Origin of the sequence: Pelagibacterium sp. H642, assembly GCF_031202855.1 — a bacterium.
Taxonomy (GTDB): domain Bacteria; phylum Pseudomonadota; class Alphaproteobacteria; order Rhizobiales; family Devosiaceae; genus Pelagibacterium.
The window spans coordinates 243,355-262,556 of the sequence record NZ_CP101830.1; the positions used below are offsets into that span (position 1 = coordinate 243,355).

The 19,202-nt window shown below is 60.5% G+C and carries 17 protein-coding genes and 4 pseudogenes; 10 read left to right on the forward strand and 11 right to left on the reverse strand.

What is annotated here, in order from left to right:
- Positions 1-220 precede the first annotated feature (220 nt).
- On the forward strand, positions 221-1,336 hold the full coding sequence (gene dinB, locus NO934_RS19330; RefSeq protein ID WP_309164363.1) for a DNA polymerase IV: 1,116 nt from the start codon (positions 221-223) through the stop codon (positions 1,334-1,336).
- Between the two features lie 217 nt (positions 1,337-1,553).
- Here dinB and NO934_RS19335 read toward each other — a convergent pair whose 3' ends face one another.
- Positions 1,554-2,222 (reverse strand): YafY family protein, encoded by a 669-nt coding sequence (locus NO934_RS19335; protein ID WP_309164364.1) that lies wholly within the window; start codon positions 2,220-2,222, stop codon positions 1,554-1,556.
- A gap of 111 nt (positions 2,223-2,333) precedes the next feature.
- Here NO934_RS19335 and NO934_RS19340 point away from each other — a divergent pair.
- Positions 2,334-2,758, forward strand: a pseudogene (locus tag NO934_RS19340) (VOC family protein).
- Between the two features lie 265 nt (positions 2,759-3,023).
- Here the strand turns inward: NO934_RS19340 and NO934_RS19345 are convergent.
- From NO934_RS19345 to traA, 3 genes are read right to left on the reverse strand one after another with little or no spacing between them, the layout of a single operon-like run.
- The gene (locus NO934_RS19345; protein ID WP_309164365.1) at positions 3,024-4,175 is read right to left on the reverse strand and encodes a conjugal transfer protein TraB; all 1,152 of its coding nucleotides are present in this window, start codon (positions 4,173-4,175) and stop codon (positions 3,024-3,026) included.
- A gap of 4 nt (positions 4,176-4,179) precedes the next feature.
- Positions 4,180-4,713 (reverse strand): conjugative transfer signal peptidase TraF, encoded by a 534-nt coding sequence (gene traF / locus NO934_RS19350; RefSeq protein WP_309164366.1) that lies wholly within the window; start codon positions 4,711-4,713, stop codon positions 4,180-4,182.
- On the reverse strand, positions 4,710-8,012 hold the full coding sequence (traA, locus tag NO934_RS19355) for a Ti-type conjugative transfer relaxase TraA (RefSeq protein ID WP_309164394.1): 3,303 nt from the start codon (positions 8,010-8,012) through the stop codon (positions 4,710-4,712). Before traA ends, traF begins: the two co-directional genes overlap by 4 nt.
- Positions 8,013-8,257: 245 nt before the next feature.
- Here traA and NO934_RS19360 point away from each other — a divergent pair, with 245 nt between their 5' ends.
- From NO934_RS19360 to NO934_RS19375, 4 genes and pseudogenes are all read left to right on the forward strand, one after another.
- A complete protein-coding gene (locus tag NO934_RS19360; RefSeq protein WP_309164368.1) occupies positions 8,258-8,521 on the forward strand; it encodes a TraC family protein in 264 nt (87 codons plus the stop codon).
- A 4-nt stretch (positions 8,522-8,525) separates the two neighbouring features.
- Positions 8,526-8,741, forward strand: a complete 216-nt coding sequence (gene traD / locus NO934_RS19365; protein ID WP_309164369.1) for a conjugal transfer protein TraD — start codon at positions 8,526-8,528, stop codon at positions 8,739-8,741.
- Positions 8,728-10,647 carry a Ti-type conjugative transfer system protein TraG gene (gene traG / locus NO934_RS19370; protein ID WP_309164395.1) on the forward strand — a complete coding sequence of 640 codons (1,920 nt, stop codon included), beginning with the start codon at positions 8,728-8,730 and terminating at the stop codon, positions 10,645-10,647. Before traD ends, traG begins: the two co-directional genes overlap by 14 nt.
- A 279-nt stretch (positions 10,648-10,926) precedes the next feature.
- Positions 10,927-11,175 (forward strand): annotated as a pseudogene (locus NO934_RS19375) (WGR domain-containing protein); the annotation flags it as partial.
- A 297-nt stretch (positions 11,176-11,472) separates the two neighbouring features.
- Here NO934_RS19375 and NO934_RS19380 read toward each other — a convergent pair.
- Both NO934_RS19380 and NO934_RS19385 read right to left on the reverse strand, forming a co-directional pair.
- Positions 11,473-11,871, reverse strand: a complete 399-nt coding sequence (locus NO934_RS19380) for a single-stranded DNA-binding protein (RefSeq protein ID WP_309164370.1) — start codon at positions 11,869-11,871, stop codon at positions 11,473-11,475.
- A gap of 584 nt (positions 11,872-12,455) precedes the next feature.
- A complete protein-coding gene (locus NO934_RS19385) occupies positions 12,456-12,641 on the reverse strand; it encodes a hypothetical protein (RefSeq protein ID WP_309163802.1) in 186 nt (61 codons plus the stop codon).
- Between NO934_RS19385 and NO934_RS19390 the strand changes: the two genes are divergently transcribed.
- From NO934_RS19390 to NO934_RS19405, 4 genes are all read left to right on the forward strand, one after another.
- A complete protein-coding gene (locus tag NO934_RS19390; protein ID WP_309163803.1) occupies positions 12,626-12,856 on the forward strand; it encodes a hypothetical protein in 231 nt (76 codons plus the stop codon). The two genes, NO934_RS19385 and NO934_RS19390, sit on opposite strands and share 16 nt — an antisense overlap.
- A gap of 100 nt (positions 12,857-12,956) precedes the next feature.
- Entirely contained in the window at positions 12,957-13,103 is a 147-nt protein-coding gene (locus NO934_RS19395) for a hypothetical protein (protein ID WP_309164397.1), read from the forward strand.
- 648 nt (positions 13,104-13,751) lie between these two features.
- Positions 13,752-14,036, forward strand: coding sequence for a helix-turn-helix domain-containing protein (locus NO934_RS19400; protein WP_309164398.1), 285 nt, complete (start codon positions 13,752-13,754; stop codon positions 14,034-14,036).
- Positions 14,026-15,348 (forward strand): type II toxin-antitoxin system HipA family toxin, encoded by a 1,323-nt coding sequence (locus NO934_RS19405; protein ID WP_309163804.1) that lies wholly within the window; start codon positions 14,026-14,028, stop codon positions 15,346-15,348. The genes NO934_RS19400 and NO934_RS19405 overlap by 11 nt, the downstream gene beginning before the upstream one ends.
- On the opposite strand, the pseudogene NO934_RS20715 reads toward NO934_RS19405, so the two are convergent.
- The 5 genes and pseudogenes from NO934_RS20715 to NO934_RS19425 all read right to left on the reverse strand — a co-directional run.
- Positions 15,289-15,471: pseudogene (locus NO934_RS20715) on the reverse strand (hypothetical protein); the annotation flags it as partial. The gene NO934_RS19405 and the pseudogene NO934_RS20715 overlap by 60 nt on opposite strands.
- A 113-nt stretch (positions 15,472-15,584) precedes the next feature.
- Positions 15,585-15,800 (reverse strand): autotransporter domain-containing protein, encoded by a 216-nt coding sequence (locus tag NO934_RS20720; protein WP_375143306.1) that lies wholly within the window; start codon positions 15,798-15,800, stop codon positions 15,585-15,587.
- Positions 15,801-16,023: 223 nt separating this feature from the next.
- Positions 16,024-16,359 carry a hypothetical protein gene (locus NO934_RS19415; RefSeq protein WP_309163806.1) on the reverse strand — a complete coding sequence of 112 codons (336 nt, stop codon included), beginning with the start codon at positions 16,357-16,359 and terminating at the stop codon, positions 16,024-16,026.
- A gap of 602 nt (positions 16,360-16,961) precedes the next feature.
- A pseudogene (locus tag NO934_RS19420) lies at positions 16,962-17,327 on the reverse strand (VOC family protein); the annotation flags it as partial.
- 545 nt (positions 17,328-17,872) lie between these two features.
- A complete protein-coding gene (locus tag NO934_RS19425) occupies positions 17,873-18,757 on the reverse strand; it encodes a zincin-like metallopeptidase domain-containing protein (RefSeq protein WP_309163807.1) in 885 nt (294 codons plus the stop codon).
- Between the last annotated feature and the right edge of the window lie 445 nt (positions 18,758-19,202).

The following is a 19,202-nucleotide window of genomic DNA, read 5'->3' on the forward strand; positions in this document are numbered from 1 at the left end:
TATTTGTTCCTTGCGGGAAGGAGAGTCAACGGTCATCCTCATGTTGCCGTAAGCGCGAAAAAGTGGAGCATTTCCGAACCCCAGGTGTTGGCGGAATTTACTGCGATGTCTCTATTGGCAAAATTGCTTCTGGCCTGTGCCTTATCGCCCTTGTGATCGGTGTGGTCACAACCGCGTTAATGGTTGTTTCGGTCCTGTGAACAAGCTGTGGATTGTCGCAATGCAATTAGAACATACCGACGGCACGGGGGCCGGCATCGAGACTACCCGTAAGATCATTCACATTGACATGGATGCGTTTTTCGCTTCCGTCGAGCAGCGGGACAATCCCGAGTTGCGCGGCAAACCCGTGGCCGTTGGCGGCGCAGCCAAGCGCGGCGTGGTTGCCGCGGCGAGCTACGAAGCACGACAGTTCGGCGTTCGATCGGCCATGCCCTCGGTTACCGCAGCCAGAAAATGTCCAGAGCTGATCTTCGTTAAGCCGCGGTTCGAGGTCTATAAGGCAGTCTCCTCACAGATCCACGAGATCTTCGCCCAATATACGGCCTTGATCGAACCGCTATCCCTCGACGAAGCCTACCTCGACGTCACCGAAAACCTCAAGGGCATGACACTGGCCAATGAAATCGCCAGAGACATCAGGGCCAGAATCCTTGCCGTCACGGGACTGACCGCCTCCGCCGGTATCAGCTACAACAAGTTCTTGGCCAAGATGGCGTCGGGTCGCAACAAACCCAACGGCCAGTTCGTCATCACGCCCGCCGCGGGTGCTGCATACGTTGAGACTTTGCCGATCGGCAAATTCCACGGCATCGGTCCGGCGACAGCGGCACGGATGAATGCGCTCGGCATCAAGACCGGCGCCGACCTCAAGAAAAAGCCCCTGCCCTTTTTAAAGGAGAAATTCCGTTCGGCCGGAGAATACTACTTTTGGATCGCGAGGGGCGTGGACCATCGGTGCGTCAAACCCGATCGTATCCGAAAGTCCGTCAGTGGGGAAAATACCTTTTCTGACGATGTTCACGATTTGATGGTCGCAAAGAAAAAACTCGGACCGATCATCGATAAGGTTTGGCGCCATGTCGAAGCGAAAGAACTCTACGGCCGCACACTAACGCTTAAGATAAAATATTCCGATTTCGGAACAATCACCCGCAGCCGTACCGCGCCTCAGGTGTTAAAAATGCGGAGCGAAGTTGAAGCGGTTGCACACTCGCTGCTCGAGCCGATCTTTCCGGCCGACAAGGGCGTCCGCCTTCTCGGCATCAGCATTTCAGGCTTCCCGGATCATAAAGACACGACCAGCAATGAGGAACAGTTCGTCTTGCCGCTTTAGACAGGCAGATGGGCGTTCTAGCGGGTTCGCCGAGTTTGTTGTGTCCCTCGACGGCTGCGTCCGCAGCGCGGTAGGTAGCGGGATAGCGGCTCTTGGTTCATGTATTGGACAGCTGACGTTTTCACCCCGGCCAAACATCGACGAATTTTGGCACACCCCACCTGTCTCTTCGCCACACATAGATACACCATCTGCAGTCTACGCGCGGAATTGCCTTTCAGCTCACCTGCTGGCGCTGTGCTTCGCGCGAATTGAGCTCGGCCAAATAGGCCCGGAGCATCGAGGCCCGTCTGGGCCGGAAACTCATGCAGGCCAGTCTGACCTCGATCATCCGATCGATGCGGAACATGCGAAAGGCTTCGCGCAGGCAGCACCAGGCCAGCACCGTCAGGGTCCTGTCCGTATACATTACGGCCAACGGGAGAATGGTGCGCTCGGTCACCGCATGGTCTTTGTCCGCATAGCGGATCGCGAGCGCATTTTCCTCCCAGCAAGCCTCCCGGATGAGGTCCAGATCGACTACGGACGAGAAGCGGGCATCGGGCCGGTAGACCTGGGAAATGGCGTGGAACAGGTGCTGCTCGCCCTCATCCGGCAGCGTCGCGGCGATTTTGGCGATGACCGATTTGGCAGCCCTGGCCAATGCGGCGTCGCCCATATGCTTGACCTCGGCCAGCCCCAGGGCGAGCACCTCGATTTCAATGCGATCGAACGTCTGGGGCGGTAGCGAGTAGTCCTCGATCAATCGATAGCCATAGCCGCGTTCTCCCTCAGTGCGGGCCCCTGCCGCACGCAGGCTGTCGATGTCGCGATAGAGTGAGCGCAACGACATGCCAGTTTCCTCGGCGAGGCGCGCCGCCGTGATGGGCGCGGGCATGACCCGCATCGCCTGAAGAAGTCAAAAAAGGCGGTCCGCTCGCGCCATATCAAACTGCCGGAAATTGTCAGTTGGGCTCAGCTATATCAGCTGAATTATTCCGGACCAAGGAGACTTTGGGTGACCATCAAGACCACCGTTCACCTAAACTTTCAAGGCGACGCCCGGGCAGCGCTCGACTTCTAAAATCGGTCTTTGGCGGCGACCAAATGCTGGTGACTTATGCCGATGCCCATGCCGTCACCGACCCTTCTGAAGCCAACCAGATCATGTGGGGTCAAGTTGTTTCTGCCGATGGTTTCCATGTCATGGCCTATGACGTGCCGGGGGCACGCGCCTGGAACCCGGGCGAAATCCCGGTCTTTGTCTCGGTGCGCGGCGACGATGCCGACACTATCAAGTGCTATTGGGACAAGCTCTCCAAAGGGGGCACTATCATCCAGCCGATCGGCCCCGCCGGCTTCTCCCCGCTCTATGGCATGCCCAAGGACGCTTTTGGCATCACCTGGGTCCTTGACATGCAGGTCGTCTATCCTGCCGCGTGATATTCGGTCCAGGGCGGGTTTTGGCACCCGCCTCTTTCTCCGGAGACGCAAATGTTCGATGTTTTTGGCCAGATCAATTGGTTGGGTGTCATGCGGCTGCCGCTTCCGGGTGGAGGCGCGTCCCCGAACGCTCGCGTTATCCATGTGTTCTGTTTTACGGAACTTTGCCGGCTCTTGAATAAAGATGTATGCTGGGGTGCGCAGCCCCTAGGTGAAGGCCGTGAGGGTTGTGCGCAGGCGGTCCCTGGATGAGCAGGTTATTCCCTCAGGTATTAATAGCGAGAACGAGGGGAAGATCGAACAGCCGCGCCCAGGCCGTCGTCACAGCAGTTTGGACGGGGAGGATGTCTGTTCCCGTCGCCCACCAGCCATTGGCGGGGGCGACAAGCACAGTTGGTGAGCCCAAGGCCGATTGTAGCACCGGCCAGACAAGCAACTGTTCATAGCAAATTAGCGTCGTTGTCGGGAGGCCACCCACCCAAATGACCGGGTTTGCGAAGAAATCGGCCCGAGCACCCTCTTGCGTTCCAGATAATCTCAGCCAGGGCTGCCACATCGAAATCGGGACCGGCATGCGCTGCCGATAGCGAACCACGCTACCCTCTTGCGAGAGCTCGAGCATCACATTCCAATATCCGGTGTTATCGAAAATGATCGCGCCGCCAATGACGGTGACGCCGAGGCTTTCAAGCGCGTTGACCCAGAGCCTTTCGACCGTTGGGGTCCACACGCCAAGAGCGCCTTCGGGAAGAACGATCACCTGAGCACCGGCCATGGCCTCTTGCCGAACCCTGACAATGGTCTCGTGATGCTGCTCGTAGTCTGCGTATTGGCCGTTGTTACCGCCAAACTCAGTGGAGAGGCCAACCCACGCCCGCGGCAAATTGGGAGCGGTCCAGTTGGCAGCGGACCAGATCCAGAAGCCTGCGAAAACAAGAATCGGGATCGCCCGAAATCTTGTCGTCATAGCGAGAAGGCCGACAGCTGCCGCCCCAAGGCCGAGCCAGCTCCAACCGGGAAACAGAATGCCCGCGAGCGTAATTGGGTGAGCCCAACCGACAATGCCCAGAGGCGGTACGCTGAGCAGAACGGCGATGACAGCGTAACTGATCGTGCGTCCGCTGCCCGACCGCGGGGTCCAGAGCAAGGCATGGGTGGCAACAAAAGGGATCGACGCCGCGATCCAGAGCATTCCGCCCGCTCCCATGCCACTGCCGAAAAAGTTCACGACACTCTGGGGCAGACCGCGCGACGCTGCCAGAAAATATCCTGCCGCCACCAATGCCGCCACCAACCGGCTGGGAGCCAGGGACCAGAGCGCTGGAAACAGCATGGCGGCCGCAAGCAGCCGTGGCTCGCCACTCCATGCCAATATCCCGATGGAGATCGCGGCGGCGACGAGCAGAGTCGATCGCATGAGCTCAGGGATTAAGGACCAAGAGCGGTCGAGCCAGGCCAAGAACGCCGGTAGCCGGGATAGGGCCGAAATACCTTGAATCATAGGAACCTGAAAATTCAGAAAAGACAAAGAGGTGCCCAGGCGGCACGACGCCTCCTCTTGCCCCCGAAAGAGCCCTGCCCGCCCCATCGGCCGAGAGAACAACAGAATGCGGGAGATGGACGCCATCGATGGCGACTGATCGGCCGATGGCGACCTGCTGCCCGACCTGGGCGGCCACTGTTTTGATCAGCGGCGACATCCATCCGGGGCAAAGGCCGAAGCCGAGATAGCCACGCTCGCGCGCTGCGATGAACTCCGGACTTACCGGCGGGCAAATGAATACGCGATCGCCGACTGCGACATTGCGCGCGAGCGGCTCGATACGCCACACCCCGATCGGATAGCTTGGCGTTAAGTTGATCCGCAAGCCGAAGACAAAGCCGACCACGGCAAGTGAGCAGAGCAGCATAGCCGCAGCGGCAACAACGATGATGGGGGCGGCGCGACCGGTCATTTCAAGGCCCGGCCCCGGCGCTGGGTCTGGCGAAGGGCCTCGGTGCGTTTGGCCGCTGCGACAGTGCGCTTATGGGCACCAAGCTGCTGGGCGGCTCGCATCAAGGGCCAGGCGGCGGCCAGCCTTTGTTGCTCGGTCGGGATGAGACCGGCCGATGCCACCTTGAAAGCAGGACCGCTAGGGCTCATGGCGCCTTTACCGAGCAGCGCCCGGTCCCCGAAGCGTTCGGAAACTGCGCGGCTGAAAGCATCGATCTCGGCTTTGACCAAGGGGTCGGCGCCGGCCAAGCCGAGCGTTTCTGGCAGCTCGCTGCGATCGATGGCATCGCCTACCTTGGCGAGCACTGAGACCGCCGCAGGCGACAGGGTTGGGATATCGATCGAAGACCGCCGACGCATGTTCGCTTCCGCGGCGATGAGCTGTTTCAACGCCCGTTCGCGCATTATAAAGAAGCGCTCGAGATCGCGGCGTAGCGCCGGCAGGTTGGCCTTTGCGATGCTGCGATCGCTTCTTTGAGCGCTGCTGGCGAGAAGGCCGGTGCGGCCGCGCAGCGGCCCGTACCGCTCCGGCGCCCGTGCAAGTTGCTGCAGGCGATCAGATCGGGCGGCAGGATCGGAAAAGGCCGCCTCGATATGCATTGCGCGGAACGCGATTTCGGGTTCGGCAAAGATGCGACGAATGCGATCAGAGATCAGATCCCACTGCCTCGCAAGCCCCGTGTCTGATTGCAGCTTCGCTTCGGCCGCTTCGGCAATGGACAGCGCGAAGCTGGTGCCCCCCTTGACCATGGGTTGGGTCTTTCGAGTCGATTGAGAATGGATGGCCGATTTGCGGTCAAAGAGCCCAAGACGTGCACCGACGGTCCGTAGCTTTTCTCCAAGGTCGCTGAGACGATGCTTTTGGCGCAGCGCTGAGCCGAGCCGATCTTGCGTCAGCACGCGCGCCACGCGGAGGAGATGAAGACCACGGCTGTTGGCGAAGTTGAGCGCTTGACGGTAAAAACCACCTCCGCTGTAGTCCAGTGTTGTTTCCTTGGCATCGAGCCGTGAAAGGACGTTGGTCAGCCCACTGGCCATGGCAAAAGATTGCGAGCCATAATAGAGCGTCACCTCCTCGCGGTGTCGCGTCATGGCGACATAGGTCAGGTGGCGGTTAAGCGAGAGCGATGCGAGCACGCTGACGCGGTCGACAGTGGCGCCCTGTGACTTGTGGATAGTGGTGGCATAGCCATGATCGATATCGCGATAGCTGCATTGACAGATCTCGACCCGACGCCGCGCATCGCCCTCGCCGAGCTCAGCGACGATCCGCCCGGGCCAAGCTTTTACGACCTTGCCCAGCAAGCCGTTCTTGACCCCCAGCGTGCTGTCGTTTTGGAGGATTACGATCTGGTCGCCGGCTGCGAAATGGCGGACGCCATCCGCCGTGCGGAAGGCGTGGCCAGCTTCGAGAACGCCGCGTTTGATGAGCACTTCGCGCGCCCGCTCGTTGAGATCGCGGACATCCCGGCGCAGATGAGCGAGGATCAGCGTCGACTTATCGGGATCGTAAGCTCGGTCCCAATCGGCAATCAGCTTGTCGACGGCCTCGCCCTTTCCTTGCATACCGATTACCCGTCCGTTGGCGGCGTAGGTTTCAATTGCCGCCTTGGTCCGTCCGCGCGCCAGATTGAGCGACGCATCCCGCATCCAACTTTCCCTCTGCCGATAAATCGTCTCGAGCTCGGCATAACCTATGCGCTCGACTATGGCGCGGAACGCGGCCCCCGCTTCGATCGGCTGAAGCTGTTCCGGATCGCCAATCAGGACCAGCTTGGCGCCGGCCCTGGTGACCGCTTCCACCACATTCGCCATCTGCCTTGAGGCAATCATGCCGGCTTCGTCGAGGACCAGAACCGTCTTCTCATCGAGACGTTCTCTGCCCTCCTTCCAGCGCAGTTCCCACGATGCCAAGGTGCTCGAAACGATTCCGGCTTCCGTTTCGAGGCCCTCCGCTGCCTTACCCGCGAGTGCCCCGCCAATCACACGATAGCCTGCCCTATCCCATGCCGTGCGTGCGGCCTTCATCATCGTGGTCTTGCCGGCGCCAGCCCGTCCCACTACGGCCGCGATCCGCGCGTTGCCCGTAACATGCTCGATAGCGGCCCGCTGCTCATCGGAGAGACGTTTGTGGCGGGCAAACACCGCATCCAGCACCCCCTTCTGCACACCATGCGAGGAAGCTCGCGCCAAATATCTCGCACGATTGGCCATCTCGGTTTCCATGCGGATCATTGCGCGTGTGGTGAGCTTTTGCGGAACGCGCGCACCGGTCGAGAGATCGACGCGTTCGGTGTCGAGACGCAAAACTTCAGGGCTGGCGAGAACACGCGACAACAGCCGCTCGAATGTGCCGAGGTCATCGACATATCTGTGGATGATCTTGGCGATGTCGCGTGCGTCAAAGACACTTTTCTCGCCGGTCGCCATCTCGAGCACGAGTTCGGGACGTGACGCGATACGCTTGGCATTGATCCTGCGTTTGGCTTCATGGACGGCAAGCCGTTCGAGATCGAAGGCGCGACCGTCGCTCTTGCGCTGTATCGCCTTGGACGCGACACCGATATGGGTGGTGGCAACAATGTCTATGCCGCGCTCGGCATAGGAGCGGCCATCGACGCGCACCTCGTGCCCGGCGAGCGCCAGATGCCGGTTCTGCAGGTCGAGCCACCCCTGGCGCTGGTGCAAAAATTCGGCCCTTTCGCCCGACCAGAGACGATACTGAATCTTCCCCCGGGCGGTGCGGATCGGCTGCCCGTCTTTTGCCATGACGGCAACCTTCTTTGGTCCGAAACCGCCTTGAGTCAGTGGACGCAGGCTGACCATCAGGTGGACATGGGGGTTGCCGGGTTCGTCGTGATAGACCCAGTCCGCCACCTGCCCACGCGCCAACACCTGTTCGGACACGAACTGGCGCATCAGGGCAATGTTCTGGTCACGGTTGAGCTCGATCGGCAGGGCGATGATGAACTCCTTGGCCAGTTGCGCATCAGCGCGCTTCTCGAATGCCTCAACCTTGTTCCAGAACGCCTCAGCCGCGCCGGCCACCGAGCGGTCGGCGATGAGCATTCTTGCCCACTCCGGTGCCTCGGGTGGCAACGCGAATTCCTCGTGAGCGAGATTGCCCTTTCTCGAATAGTCCACCGTGCGCGCCTCGGCCTCGTGGTCCATCCGCGCGCAATGCCGATAAGCGGCCGCCAAGACGGCGCTGCGGCCATCGCCACGGGAGATGAGCTGGGGCGTAAAATGGGTGATGGCCAAGGCGAACACCGATTCCAACATCGACGGATGTCCAAAGAGATGTTCCCGCTCGACCGACCGGGAATGAGCCACGTCGCGCATGCGACGTATTACTGCGCCCTTGGACGCATTCCTTCGGAACGCTCGGGATAATCTCTCCAAGTGCCGGCTCCGCCGACCCCTCGTTTCTGCCGGGTCGCGCTAGAGGCGATCCCGCCCGATCCTTGTCCTCGGAAAACCCGAGCCAAGACAAGAAAGCGACCGCAATGAAGAAACCATCATCGAGGATCAGGGAAGAAATCGGCCGGCTCCAAGAGCAGCTGAAACAGGCCGAAACGCGCGAGGCCGAACGGATCGGTCGGCTCGCGCTCAAAGCGGGCATAGGCGACGTAAAAGCCAATGACAGCGAACTCGTCACGGCATTTGAGGAAGTCGCGAACCGGTTTTGCAAAGGGAACGTACGGCCCAGCCGGCAGACGGGTGCACCGGTCGCGGTTGCGACGTCTCATGGGCGTGCTGGCGAGGCTTGAGCGGATGAGACAGGCCAAACAGACCGAGGCCCGCCGCAAGGACACACGCGAGAAAATCCAGCTTGGCGGACTGATCGTCAAAGCAGGACTACGCTACGAGAAACGGGCGTTGTTGCTCGGCCTGCTGCTCGAGGCGGCGGACCGCATCCGGGGCGATGAGACAGAGCGAGCACGGCTATTGGCGCTGGGCGAGAAGGCGTTCATCGATGACGCCAACTAAAATCGCTATCTTGGTAGCACCCGGCACGCTGATGTTGGGCACGATGTTCGGTTTCACCGGCATCGAACACTGGACCGCCACCTTCGGCACAACGTCGGGCGCACGCGCTATGCTGGGCCAGATCGGCATTGCCCTCCCCTATGTGATGGCGGCGGCAATCGCCATCATTTTCCTGTTGGGCGCACGGGGCGCCGTCTCGATCCGCACAATGGGGTTCGGTGTTCTCATCGGCACCATGATTGTCGTTGCGAGCGCAGCAGCGCGCGAGAGCATGCGCCTGTTGCGCTTCAAAGATAGCGTACCCGCCGGCGCCAGCATCATGAGCTACCTCGATCCTGCGACCACCATAGGCGCCTCGCTCGCCGCGATTGCCGGCGTGTTTGCACTGCGCGTGACGATGCGCGGCAACGCCGCGTTCGCCTCCGCCGCCCCGCGCCGCATACAGGGCAAGCGCTCAATTCATGGTGACGCTGAATGGATGGCACTTAAAGTTGCCAGGCGCCTGTTTCCCGAGACCGGCGGTATCGTCGTCGGTGAGGCCTACCGCGTCGACAAGGACACGGTGGCCGAACACCGATTCCGTGCCGACGAGCGTGAGACCTGGGGTGCCGGTGGACGATCGCCGCTGCTGTGTTTTGATGCGACCTTCGGCTCAACGCACGGCTTGGTATTTGCCGGTTCGGGCGGCTTCAAGACCACGTCGGTCACCGTGCCGACAGCGCTGAAATGGGGCGGCAGTCTGATCGCCCTCGATCCGTCCAGCGAGGTCGCGCCTTTGGTCGTTGGACACCGCCGCAATGCGGGTCGTGATGTTTTTATCCTCGACCCACGCGATGGGTCTTGCGGTTTTAACGTGCTCGACTGGATCGGCCGCTTTGGCGGCACCAAGGAAGAAGACCTGGTCTCTGTCGCCAATTGGGTCGTCACCGACACTGGACGGCAGACCTCGATCCGTGACGATTTCTTTCGCGCTTCGGCCCTTCAACTGATCACCGCGCTTATCGCCGATGTCTGTCTCTCGGGACATACCGAAAAAGAAAATCAGCATCTACGCCAGATGCGGGCGAACCTTTCCGAGCCGGAGCCGAAGCTGCGCGAGCGACTGCAGCTCATCTATGACAATTCGGGGTCGGAGTTCGTTAAGGAGAACGTCGCCCCATTCATTGCCATGACGCCGGAGACCTTCTCGGGCGTCTATGCCAATGCGGTCAAGGAGACCCACTGGCTAAGTTATCCCAACTACGCCGCCCTGGTATCGGGTTCGAGTTTTGCAACCGACGAGATCGCCAACGGCAGGACAGACGTCTTCGTCAATCTCGACTTGAAAACACTGGAGGCTCATCCGGGCTTAGCCCGCACGATCATCGGCGCGCTGGCCACTGCAATCTACAACCGGGATGGAGAAGTCGCAGGCCGCACGCTGTTCCTGCTCGACGAAGTGGCCAGGCTCGGCTATCTGCGCATCCTCGAGACGGCGCGGGACGCGGGCCGCAAATACGGCATCAGCCTGGTGCTGCTGTTCCAGTCGATCGGGCAGATGCGTGAAGCCTATGGCGGTCGCGATGCGACGAGCAAATGGTTTGAGTCCGCGTCCTGGTTATCGTTCGCGGCGATCAACGATCCTGATACCGCCCACTACATCTCGCGCCGGTGCGGCAATACCACGGTCGAGGTCGACCAGGTAGCCCGATCATCGCAGATGTCGCGTTCCTCGCGCACACGGTCCAAGCATTTGGCGGCACGCCCCCTGATCTTGCCCGAAGAGGTGTTGCGGATGCGTGCAGACGAACAGATCATCTTCACGGCAGGCAACCCCCCATTACGCTGCGGCAGAGCGATATGGTTCCGGCGCACGGACATGAAGTCGGTCGTCGTTGAGAAGAACCGCTTCCATCGAACAGAGTGATCGGCTTTGGGCACGCCAGAGCTGTAGTGCTGACGTCTTGGAGCAAAGCACGGGAGAATGGCCGAAGGGCAGGCTGCTGGGCCGTGGACTGAAGAGTCCAACCAAATGACAACCGAGAGTCCGCCGACTAGAGTCTCACCAAGTTGCAGTCAGTACCCACCGGCAACCCGCTCCACGGCGAGGTGTCCCGCCGATGCATCACGGAAATGAATCGAACCGCGTCCGTTGATTCAAACCATTCATTGGACGCAGGATCGGGCTTGCGCGATTCTGCTTGGCATGATCGCCAAGCACTATCATCTCTATATCGAACGCCAGGACCCTGATCGGAATATGGCGCGGTTCTACGCGCTATCGATAGAGGGAACGCTGTTTGGGCAAACCTGCCTGATCCGGCGTTGGGGCAGGATCGGGACGACGGGGCGCATGGTCCAGCACTCCTTTGACACCGAAGACGAGGCGGTCAGTCTCTTCCTTGAGCTGCTCCGCGCCAAGCGGATGCGCGGCTATCGTCCCAGGTCTGTCGCTCGACATGGGAGTGGCCCCCTCCGCTCCAGGGAAGCGTTACCGCCACGCCAATTCGCGAGTTCGACCAGCACATCGCCGCAACTCGCGCCGCATCGCAGACCACGCGCGATATTGCGCGATGACGTCTTTGCGAGCCGGCCTCGATGATGAGCGGGCTATTATTTGCTCGGGCGCCCGACACGGAAGCCCCCGGCCTCGCCGCTTTGCCGGCAATCCGCGTATTGAAGATTTTCCCATCTCGGTGCTCCTTCGTGCGAGGGGATAGCCCCGCCCGCGACGGGGCCATCCGATCCGGGCTCAGAACGGGATGGGGTCCGTGTCCTCGGCCTGGCTGCCGGCGCTATTGCGTTTTGGCCAGGCGAGGAAGTCGATGGAATCGGCGATGATCTCGGTGCTGAAGCGCTCGATATTCTCGTTGTCGGTCCAACGGGTGTAGTGAATGCGCCCGCGCACCGCGATCTTCATTCCCTTGACAACGTGCCTGTGCACCGTCTCGGCGAGGCCGTTGAAGCACCTGATGCGGTGCCATTCAGTGTCCTGCTCGGCGTATCCGGCTTCACTCTTGCCCACCTTGGTGTCCACCCGCTTCGGGCGGGAGGTCGCCAGTCGGAATTCGGTTAGCTTGGTGCCGCCGCGGGTGGTGGCAGTCTCGGGAATGGTGCCGATGTTGCCGGCGAGAAGAACGATGTTGGTCATTTCCTGTCTCCATCTTGCTGGTCCGGGGGACCGTCCCTCCGAACGAGACCCGACCAAGACCAGCGGGAGACCCCTGCAACCGACGGAACGACGGCTCGCTCCCAAGGCAAGGAGTGGTGCGGGCAGGCGCGCAGCGCCAACACGGTTCGCGGCCGCGCGGGGTTGCTTGCGGAAACCGAATGGACTTAGGGGGCTCAACTCGCTTCGGGGGGACAATCCCTCGGCATCCAAATGGAGAGGAATCGGGAACGGGAACCAACCGCGTTCCGATGCGCGCGCCGGCCTCGCCGCCCTCGCTGATCGCGAGCACGAACTGAGTGACCAAATAGGTTTCGCTTGCCGTTAGACGAGTGGGAAAGGTTAGCTGGCTCAGGGCGAGGCCCGTGAACACGTCGCACCACCGGGACAGTCGGGTAAATACGGCAGACGCTTCGCGAACGGCTCAGGCACAGTGGTGAGCGGCACGTTGCTCGATGACGGGGTGTTGAAAGCCCGCGACCGGTCGGTCTCAAGGTCTTGAGCGGCAAAACAAGTCGCGTATCGACGCCTGATTTCCTGCGTCAGCGTTTCGCGGAAATAGCGATCTATTCGTTCATTGCCGCATAAGCAGATGGGCCTTGAAAAGCGCCTCTATTGCAAACCTTGCACTCACCGGAGAGCGATCCCGTCGGCATGGCGTTTTGCGCGCGCTTGAGACGGGCATTGGATGCGGGCAGATCGATCAGCGTGTTGGCAAAGCGCATCTGATCCTCAGATGCCAGACGCAGCACGTCGGCTTCCCCGACCCTGCGACGTAGCGTGGAACAAGGCGGCGACTCTGATCCTGGCAGACTATGCCAAGATACCAAAGGGGCGGCGCAACATCCTTCGCATGATGTTCTCCGATGAGCGGGTTCGCGCTGCGCAGGACGATTGGCGCAATGTCGCCCGTTATGTCGTTGGCGCATTCGGGGCTGATGCCGCTCGCGCCGGGGCGCCGGGGTAGAAATCCGCGAACTGGTCCATGAACTGTCCGCCAGCAGCGCGGAGTTTAAGGCGATTGGGACGATAACGAGATTACAGGCACCCGCGAGGGGGTCAAGCGTCTGCACCATCCTGCTCTTGGCGCTATCGAGCTGGAGTTTTCGACCTTCGTCGTCGGAGGACGGCCCGACCTCAATACGATGGTCTACAGTCCGGCCACCTTCAAGGTGATGGAGCAGTTTCGCTCACTGATCGCCAGTGCTCGTTGAACCTACGACGCCAGATACGTCGGTCGAAAAGAAGGTCGAGACCGTAGGTTCGAAATGGTGAGGCCATGAGCTGCCTGCCGCCGTTCCATGGGGTCTCCGGGGGATCGGGTTTTCGACGAGCTGGGCCTGGATGAGGGTCGTCAGGGCAAGCGAGGCCACAATCAAGGGGCAGCGGTGAACATGTTTACGCGCTTTATCAATGTCCTCCTTACATGATGTACGGAGGGTGCTTTGTGCGCGAAGGTCTCGCTCCCGTACGCCTCCATCCCTACTATGCCTCCCTGGCCTCTGCCAGATGGCGGGCAGCGACATAGCCGAAGGTCATGGCCGGCCCAATCGTAACACCGGGTCCGGGATAAAATCTCCAGCTCTCAAAGAGTCCCGGCTTCGATCTGCCGTGGCTGCAAGCAGAACTACCCCTGGGTGTGTAGGCGCGACTGCTTTATACTTGACCGTGCACAAAATTCTGGACACGAACAGCCCTTTTGACCATGCAAGTGAACAACACTTGATTGGATGCAAACTTGGTGTTTAATTGTACAAAAATCTGGGTGTTAGCGAATCTTATGTCCGTTCAAATGAACACCGTAAGGAATAACCGTGCCTCGTCAGAGAAGCTATTCAAGAGTGACGCGCCAAGCCCTCGCCATGCTCGGCAAGCTGATCCGCGTCGGCCGCGCCGAGCGCGGCCTGACCGCGCAGGAACTGGCCGACCGCGCCGGCATCAGCCGCACGACCCTGTCCAGCATCGAAAAGGGCGCACCCGGCCCTGAGATCGGTATTGTCTTTGAGGTCGCTTCAATAGTCGGCCTGCGCCTGTTCGACTATGACGAGCGCACCCTTAAGATGCACAACGCCCACCTCGATGAAAAACTGGCCCTTCTGCCCAAAAGCGTCCGCCACAGCGTGAAGGAGGTCGATGATGACTTCTAAGGCGGACCCCACCCAAGCCTTTGTTTGGATGTGGCTGCCGGGGGCGACTGAACCGGTGGTCGCGGGCCGCCTCGATCAGGACGGCGAGCGCCTGCTCTTTACTTATGGCGCCAGCTACCGGCGCCGGAAGAACGCGATTTCCCTCTATGAGCCCGAACTGCCGCTTGGGGAGGGCACAATCGCCCCGATTAATGGCCTGTCGATGGGGAGCTGCATTCGCGACGCCTCGCCGGACGCCTGGGGCCGCCGGGTCATCATCAACAGGCTGACGGGCAAAAAGACCGACGCGGCCGGCGTGCCGGAGGTCAGCGAGCTAACCTTTCTGCTCCAGTCAGGTTCCGACCGGATTGGGGCGCTCGATTTCCAGTCATCGGCCACAGAGTATGTTCCCCGTCTTGGCGCGCAAGCCTCGCTCGACGAACTCCTCGAAGCGGCCGAACGCATCGAAAAGGGCGTCCCACTCACTCCGGCACTCGACCAGGCCATAAATCACGGCACCTCGATCGGCGGCGCCCGCCCCAAGGCGCTGATCGGTAACGACACTAAGAAGTTCATCGCCAAGTTCTCGGCCACCAACGACACCTACAGCGTCGTGAAAGCCGAATTCCTCGCGATGAGGCTGGCGACCGCCTGCGGGCTCAACGCCGCGTCCGTGGCAATGACCCGCGCCGCGCAAAAGGACGTTCTGCTGATCGAGCGCTTCGACCGCAGCCGCACCAAGAACGGCTGGACGCGACACGCCATGGTCTCGGCCCTGACCATGTTGGGCCTTGATGAGATGATGGCCCGCTACGCTTCATACGAAGACCTCGCCGAGCTGATCCGTCACCGCTTCACCGACCCCAAGAACACGCTCAAGGAGCTGTACGGGCGGATTTGCTTCAATGTGCTGTGCGGGAACACCGACGACCATGCCCGCAACCATGCCGCCTTCTGGGACGGCAAGTGGCTGACCCTGACGCCCGCCTATGACATCTGCCCGCAAGGCCGCTCAGGCAACCAAGCCACGCAGGCCATGCTGATCAAGGGCGAAAGCCGCGCCAGCACGCTCGCCACCTTGCTCGCTGCCGCGCCCGACTATCACCTCAAAGAAACAGAAGCCGCCGCATTGATCGAACACCAGATCACGAGCATCGCCGCACACTGGCAAGAGGTCTGTGACGAAGCAGACCTCAGCGATGTCGACGGCAAACTGTTCGCCGGGCGTCAGTTTCTCAACTTCTATGCCCTCGAAGGCCTCGACAACCACAAGTCACTGCAGGACGCATTCCGCGTCGCGCGCGAAACCCTGATCGCCGGCGGAGGCGCCTGACGATGAATGCGCCCTGGCAAGGCAAAAGACGCGCATGGCCGGGAGCAACCTTTCGCTCCCTTGATCGATGTCGATGTCGATGTCGTGCCAGGCATAGGCCGCTCCCGTCCGGAAGGCGAGATCGTCCCATTCGGTGCCGCCATAGAGGCCGACATGGTAATTGTCGCTCTAGCCCGATGACGCGCGATCGTCTGCATCGAACGTGCTTGGCTGTAGCCGGCCACAAGGCCGATGCGCTAGTCGCCGAGCAAGCTGTCGGCGCCGACCAGCAGACCACCCGTCGAGCGGTCGATACCTGCCGCATTGCCGTCGCCGTCGGTCAAGCTCCAGGAGCCGAAGCCCTGCGTCCAGAACACTGGTCCGCCATCAGCCGTGATCGTCCATGATGATCCCGGCCGCGCGCCTGCCCTGGCCGCGGAATCGTGGAGGCGCGTCCGTCCGACACCGTGCACTCAAACACGCCATAAGTCTCGATATCAATAATGACCTTGAGCGCTGCGGCTCTCAGCGCATCAATGTGGCATGGGCACTGATGGAAATTGCTTCGTCTGATGAATGAAGAACATCGAGATCGTCGGACATGCGCGGCCAATCCATATTGAGGACCGCACCACCAGCCAGATAACTCTCTTCAGAGCGGTTGGCGGCACTAACGGAAAAACCTTTTTCTGCAATTCAATCAGAGCCGTATCCTGCCCTGTCCAACATCTGCCGACCCAACTTGAACCCGGCGGCATCGCCACGCTCCAGGAGCGCGCGGCCGACTACCCTTGCCCGAGCCGAAACGTTGGCCAGACGGGACAGGTCGATGTTGTCCTCGATCTTAGGGCCGTATCGTTCGAGCGCCCGGTCGATGAGCGCCTCAAGCCCGGCACGATGCTCAGCCCGCAGACGTTGAGCATAGTCGAGCACGTTCTGCTTGCCCGATGCCGGCACGAGCACTTCGACACGCACAAGATCGGCGGCCGCGCCATCCGTTTTGCATCGCTTGACCCTGTCGTTCACAGGCATGCTACGAGCCTCATAAGTCGAAATGACTGTGTCCGGGATACGACGACGACGCACCCCGTACAACGCGGAACTTTCGGTTGCTACCGGCTGTCTTCAGCTAGGACGTAAATGAAGCGCGTACATATGTTAAAACCGGTGAGACCACCATAAAAGATTTGTTTTAGATGTAAGATTTTCCCGAATTTCGTCGATTCAACAATATTCAACCCTTGGCGCTAGGTTTCTGCTTGTGCTGCTTCCGAAAATAAGCTGCCTTGCAGGTATGTTGATGCTCTGAAAAATTCGATAGAGCGGCTTCTGCATTGGAGGCGCGCCGGGAAATTAATCATGCACGACAACTGCCACGAAGTCGCTCTGTCGGGCAAAATGACGTTTGCACCGCTCGTGCTTGGCCTTATCTCAGTGCCGCTGAACACCGCCAGTCCGCTTCGCACCCCGAATTGGTCGTTCTGGAGCCGCGAGCAACCATCAGGCAGGTTTCGACCCATTGAGGCAATCTGAGCCGAGCGCGGTGAATGTCGGCTTCAAGGCCTTCATGCAGCGGCCGGCAGGGTGAGGGAGCCGTCCTCGTTCAAGGGCCAGAAGGGATTGTGGGCAACCTACCAGACATGGCCGTCTGGATCGGCATAATAGCCCGAATAGCCGCCCCAGAAAACGTCATGGGGCGCTTTGATCGGGGCGGCGCCTGCATCAAGGGCGCGCCGGTAGGCGGCATCGACCCCCTTCCTGTCGGGCATGTTCAACGCCAGTGTCATTGCACCGGTACCAAGTTCAGAGGCAGGGCGTTCCTGGTCTTTTGCAAGTGCGTCTCGTCCGAAAAGACCGAGAACAAGACCGTTGAGCTGATAGAAGACGATGCTTTCAGTTTCGCTGGGTGCGGGTGTCCAGCCAAGAGCGCAATAAAAGGTCTTGGCACGCTCGAGACTGTCGACGCCGAGGGTGACGAGGGTAATGCGCTGAGGGGTCATTGGATCTCCAGCTATGCGAATGCGCTGAATGGTAGGATAGGATATCACCTCCCTGCAGACGCACAACCGGTGACCCCCTCTGTCCCAACAGCTGCTTTGAACGATCGCCTGACGAATGGCCGCTCTCCCCCTCTTAGCGGAAGCCAGCCCGCCCCCGTGTACCACAGGCTCGGCCATCACTACAGCGCTGTATGGAAAGCGCGTTTTGGCCTCGCCTGCTCCGCCCGGTCTCCCTTGAAACCGGGCTCCGGCCCTTCGTTGGAAAAGGGGATTGCCCAATGGTCTGTGTCGTGAAGCCCCTATCGGGGCGGCTCGAATGCAGGCAGCCAAATTCTCACGCAAGGCACTGCCGAACAAGCGGTTCGCGATCTGGCCAGCCGACACCAAATCACTGGCTCGCGATCCCGGGTGATCGGGCCGGCGTGTGGGAGCTGTCGATGGCGCGGAACTAACACGTCTTCACACCATCATCTGGAATTGCATTTGTTAGATTTCTAGCATGTTTTCCGGCCTAATCGATAGGACCAGTGAAGGAAAAAGGCTGCCTATGCGGCCGCCTTGCCTTCCTGCTGGCTGTGCAGGAAGTCGGCTGCTGCCTGCGCGCGTGACGCTGCGCGGAAGATGGCTTTCTTGTCTTCCTTGAGACATTTGAGCCAGCTTGCCAGATACGACGCGCTCTCATCTCGAACGCTTGCGGTAATACCAAGGTCGCTGCAAATGAAACATGCGGTGATTTCAGCTACAAGTTCCTCGAAGGCATAGCCCCTGGTCTTCATGTTGGTGCTGCTGATGCGGTCGAGGCGATGCTTTGCTCCGGTCCAGTGTGCCAGCTCGTGAAAGAGCGTGGAGTAGTACGCTTCCGGGCTGATAAAGGCTGCAAAGGGCGGCATCTGAATGCGATCAGCGGCGGGAATGTAGCAGGCTCTGTTGCCGCCATAGCCGATGCTGGCTCCGGTTTGCCGGGCAAATATTTCGGCGCGATCGATACGCTGGTCGGCAGGCAGGGGCGTCGGGGCGGCATAGTGTTCGTCCGCAAGTCCGTCGGTCTGGCTGAGATTGAACACGGTGTAACCCTTCAGGTACGGGATTTCCCGGTCTTCGTCCTCGGCGTTTTCGGCCTTGCGGTTGATGGTGCCGTACTTGACGATCCACGTTCCCTTCTCGCCTTTGCGGACCTGGCCGCCAAGTTCCTGCGCCTGCCGGTATGTCATGAACCGCTGATGCTCAAAGCCATGGGCAGCGGTCGCGAGCCACAGAAGCAGGATGTTGATGCCGCGATAGGGCTCTCCATTGGCGCGAATCGGGCGGGGGATGTTCGATCCGACCTGGATGGCGCTCCAAGGCTTCATCCAAGGCCGTGTGCGGTTCTCAAGGGCTGTGATGATGGTATCGGTGATACGCTGGTAGGTGTCGGTGCGGGTCTCGCTCATAGCTGCCTCCTTGGCTCCGTCTTGCTGACGGGGGCTTTGGAGACAGGACCTTGAGGGACGGGTGCACCCGAAGGGCCGGAACGGATGTGGAGGGCATCGGCGCCCGGAAAATTTGCTGCGCCAGGAAGGCCGCCAGGCCGGGGAAATTTTCAGGGCGAAGATGCTGCGCGCGGCGCGTGCCCTGTCAGCCATCCGTCACGAAAGCAAGACGGGACAAGGGAGCGCTGCTGGCGATCGCGCCGTCCGGCAGCAGTTTACCGCCAGACCTGCGCGAAACGCCTTTGGTGTTCGTCCTGGAGCATTTCGGGAAGGCCGGTATCCGGTATTACCGCATCTCACGCGGCATCGAGGAGCGAGAGGTGCAGCCCGACCGGCCGCGGAGGTCCATCGGCGCGGAGAATACCTTCGCGGATGATATATTGGAGCTCGAACTGGCAAGGTGGAG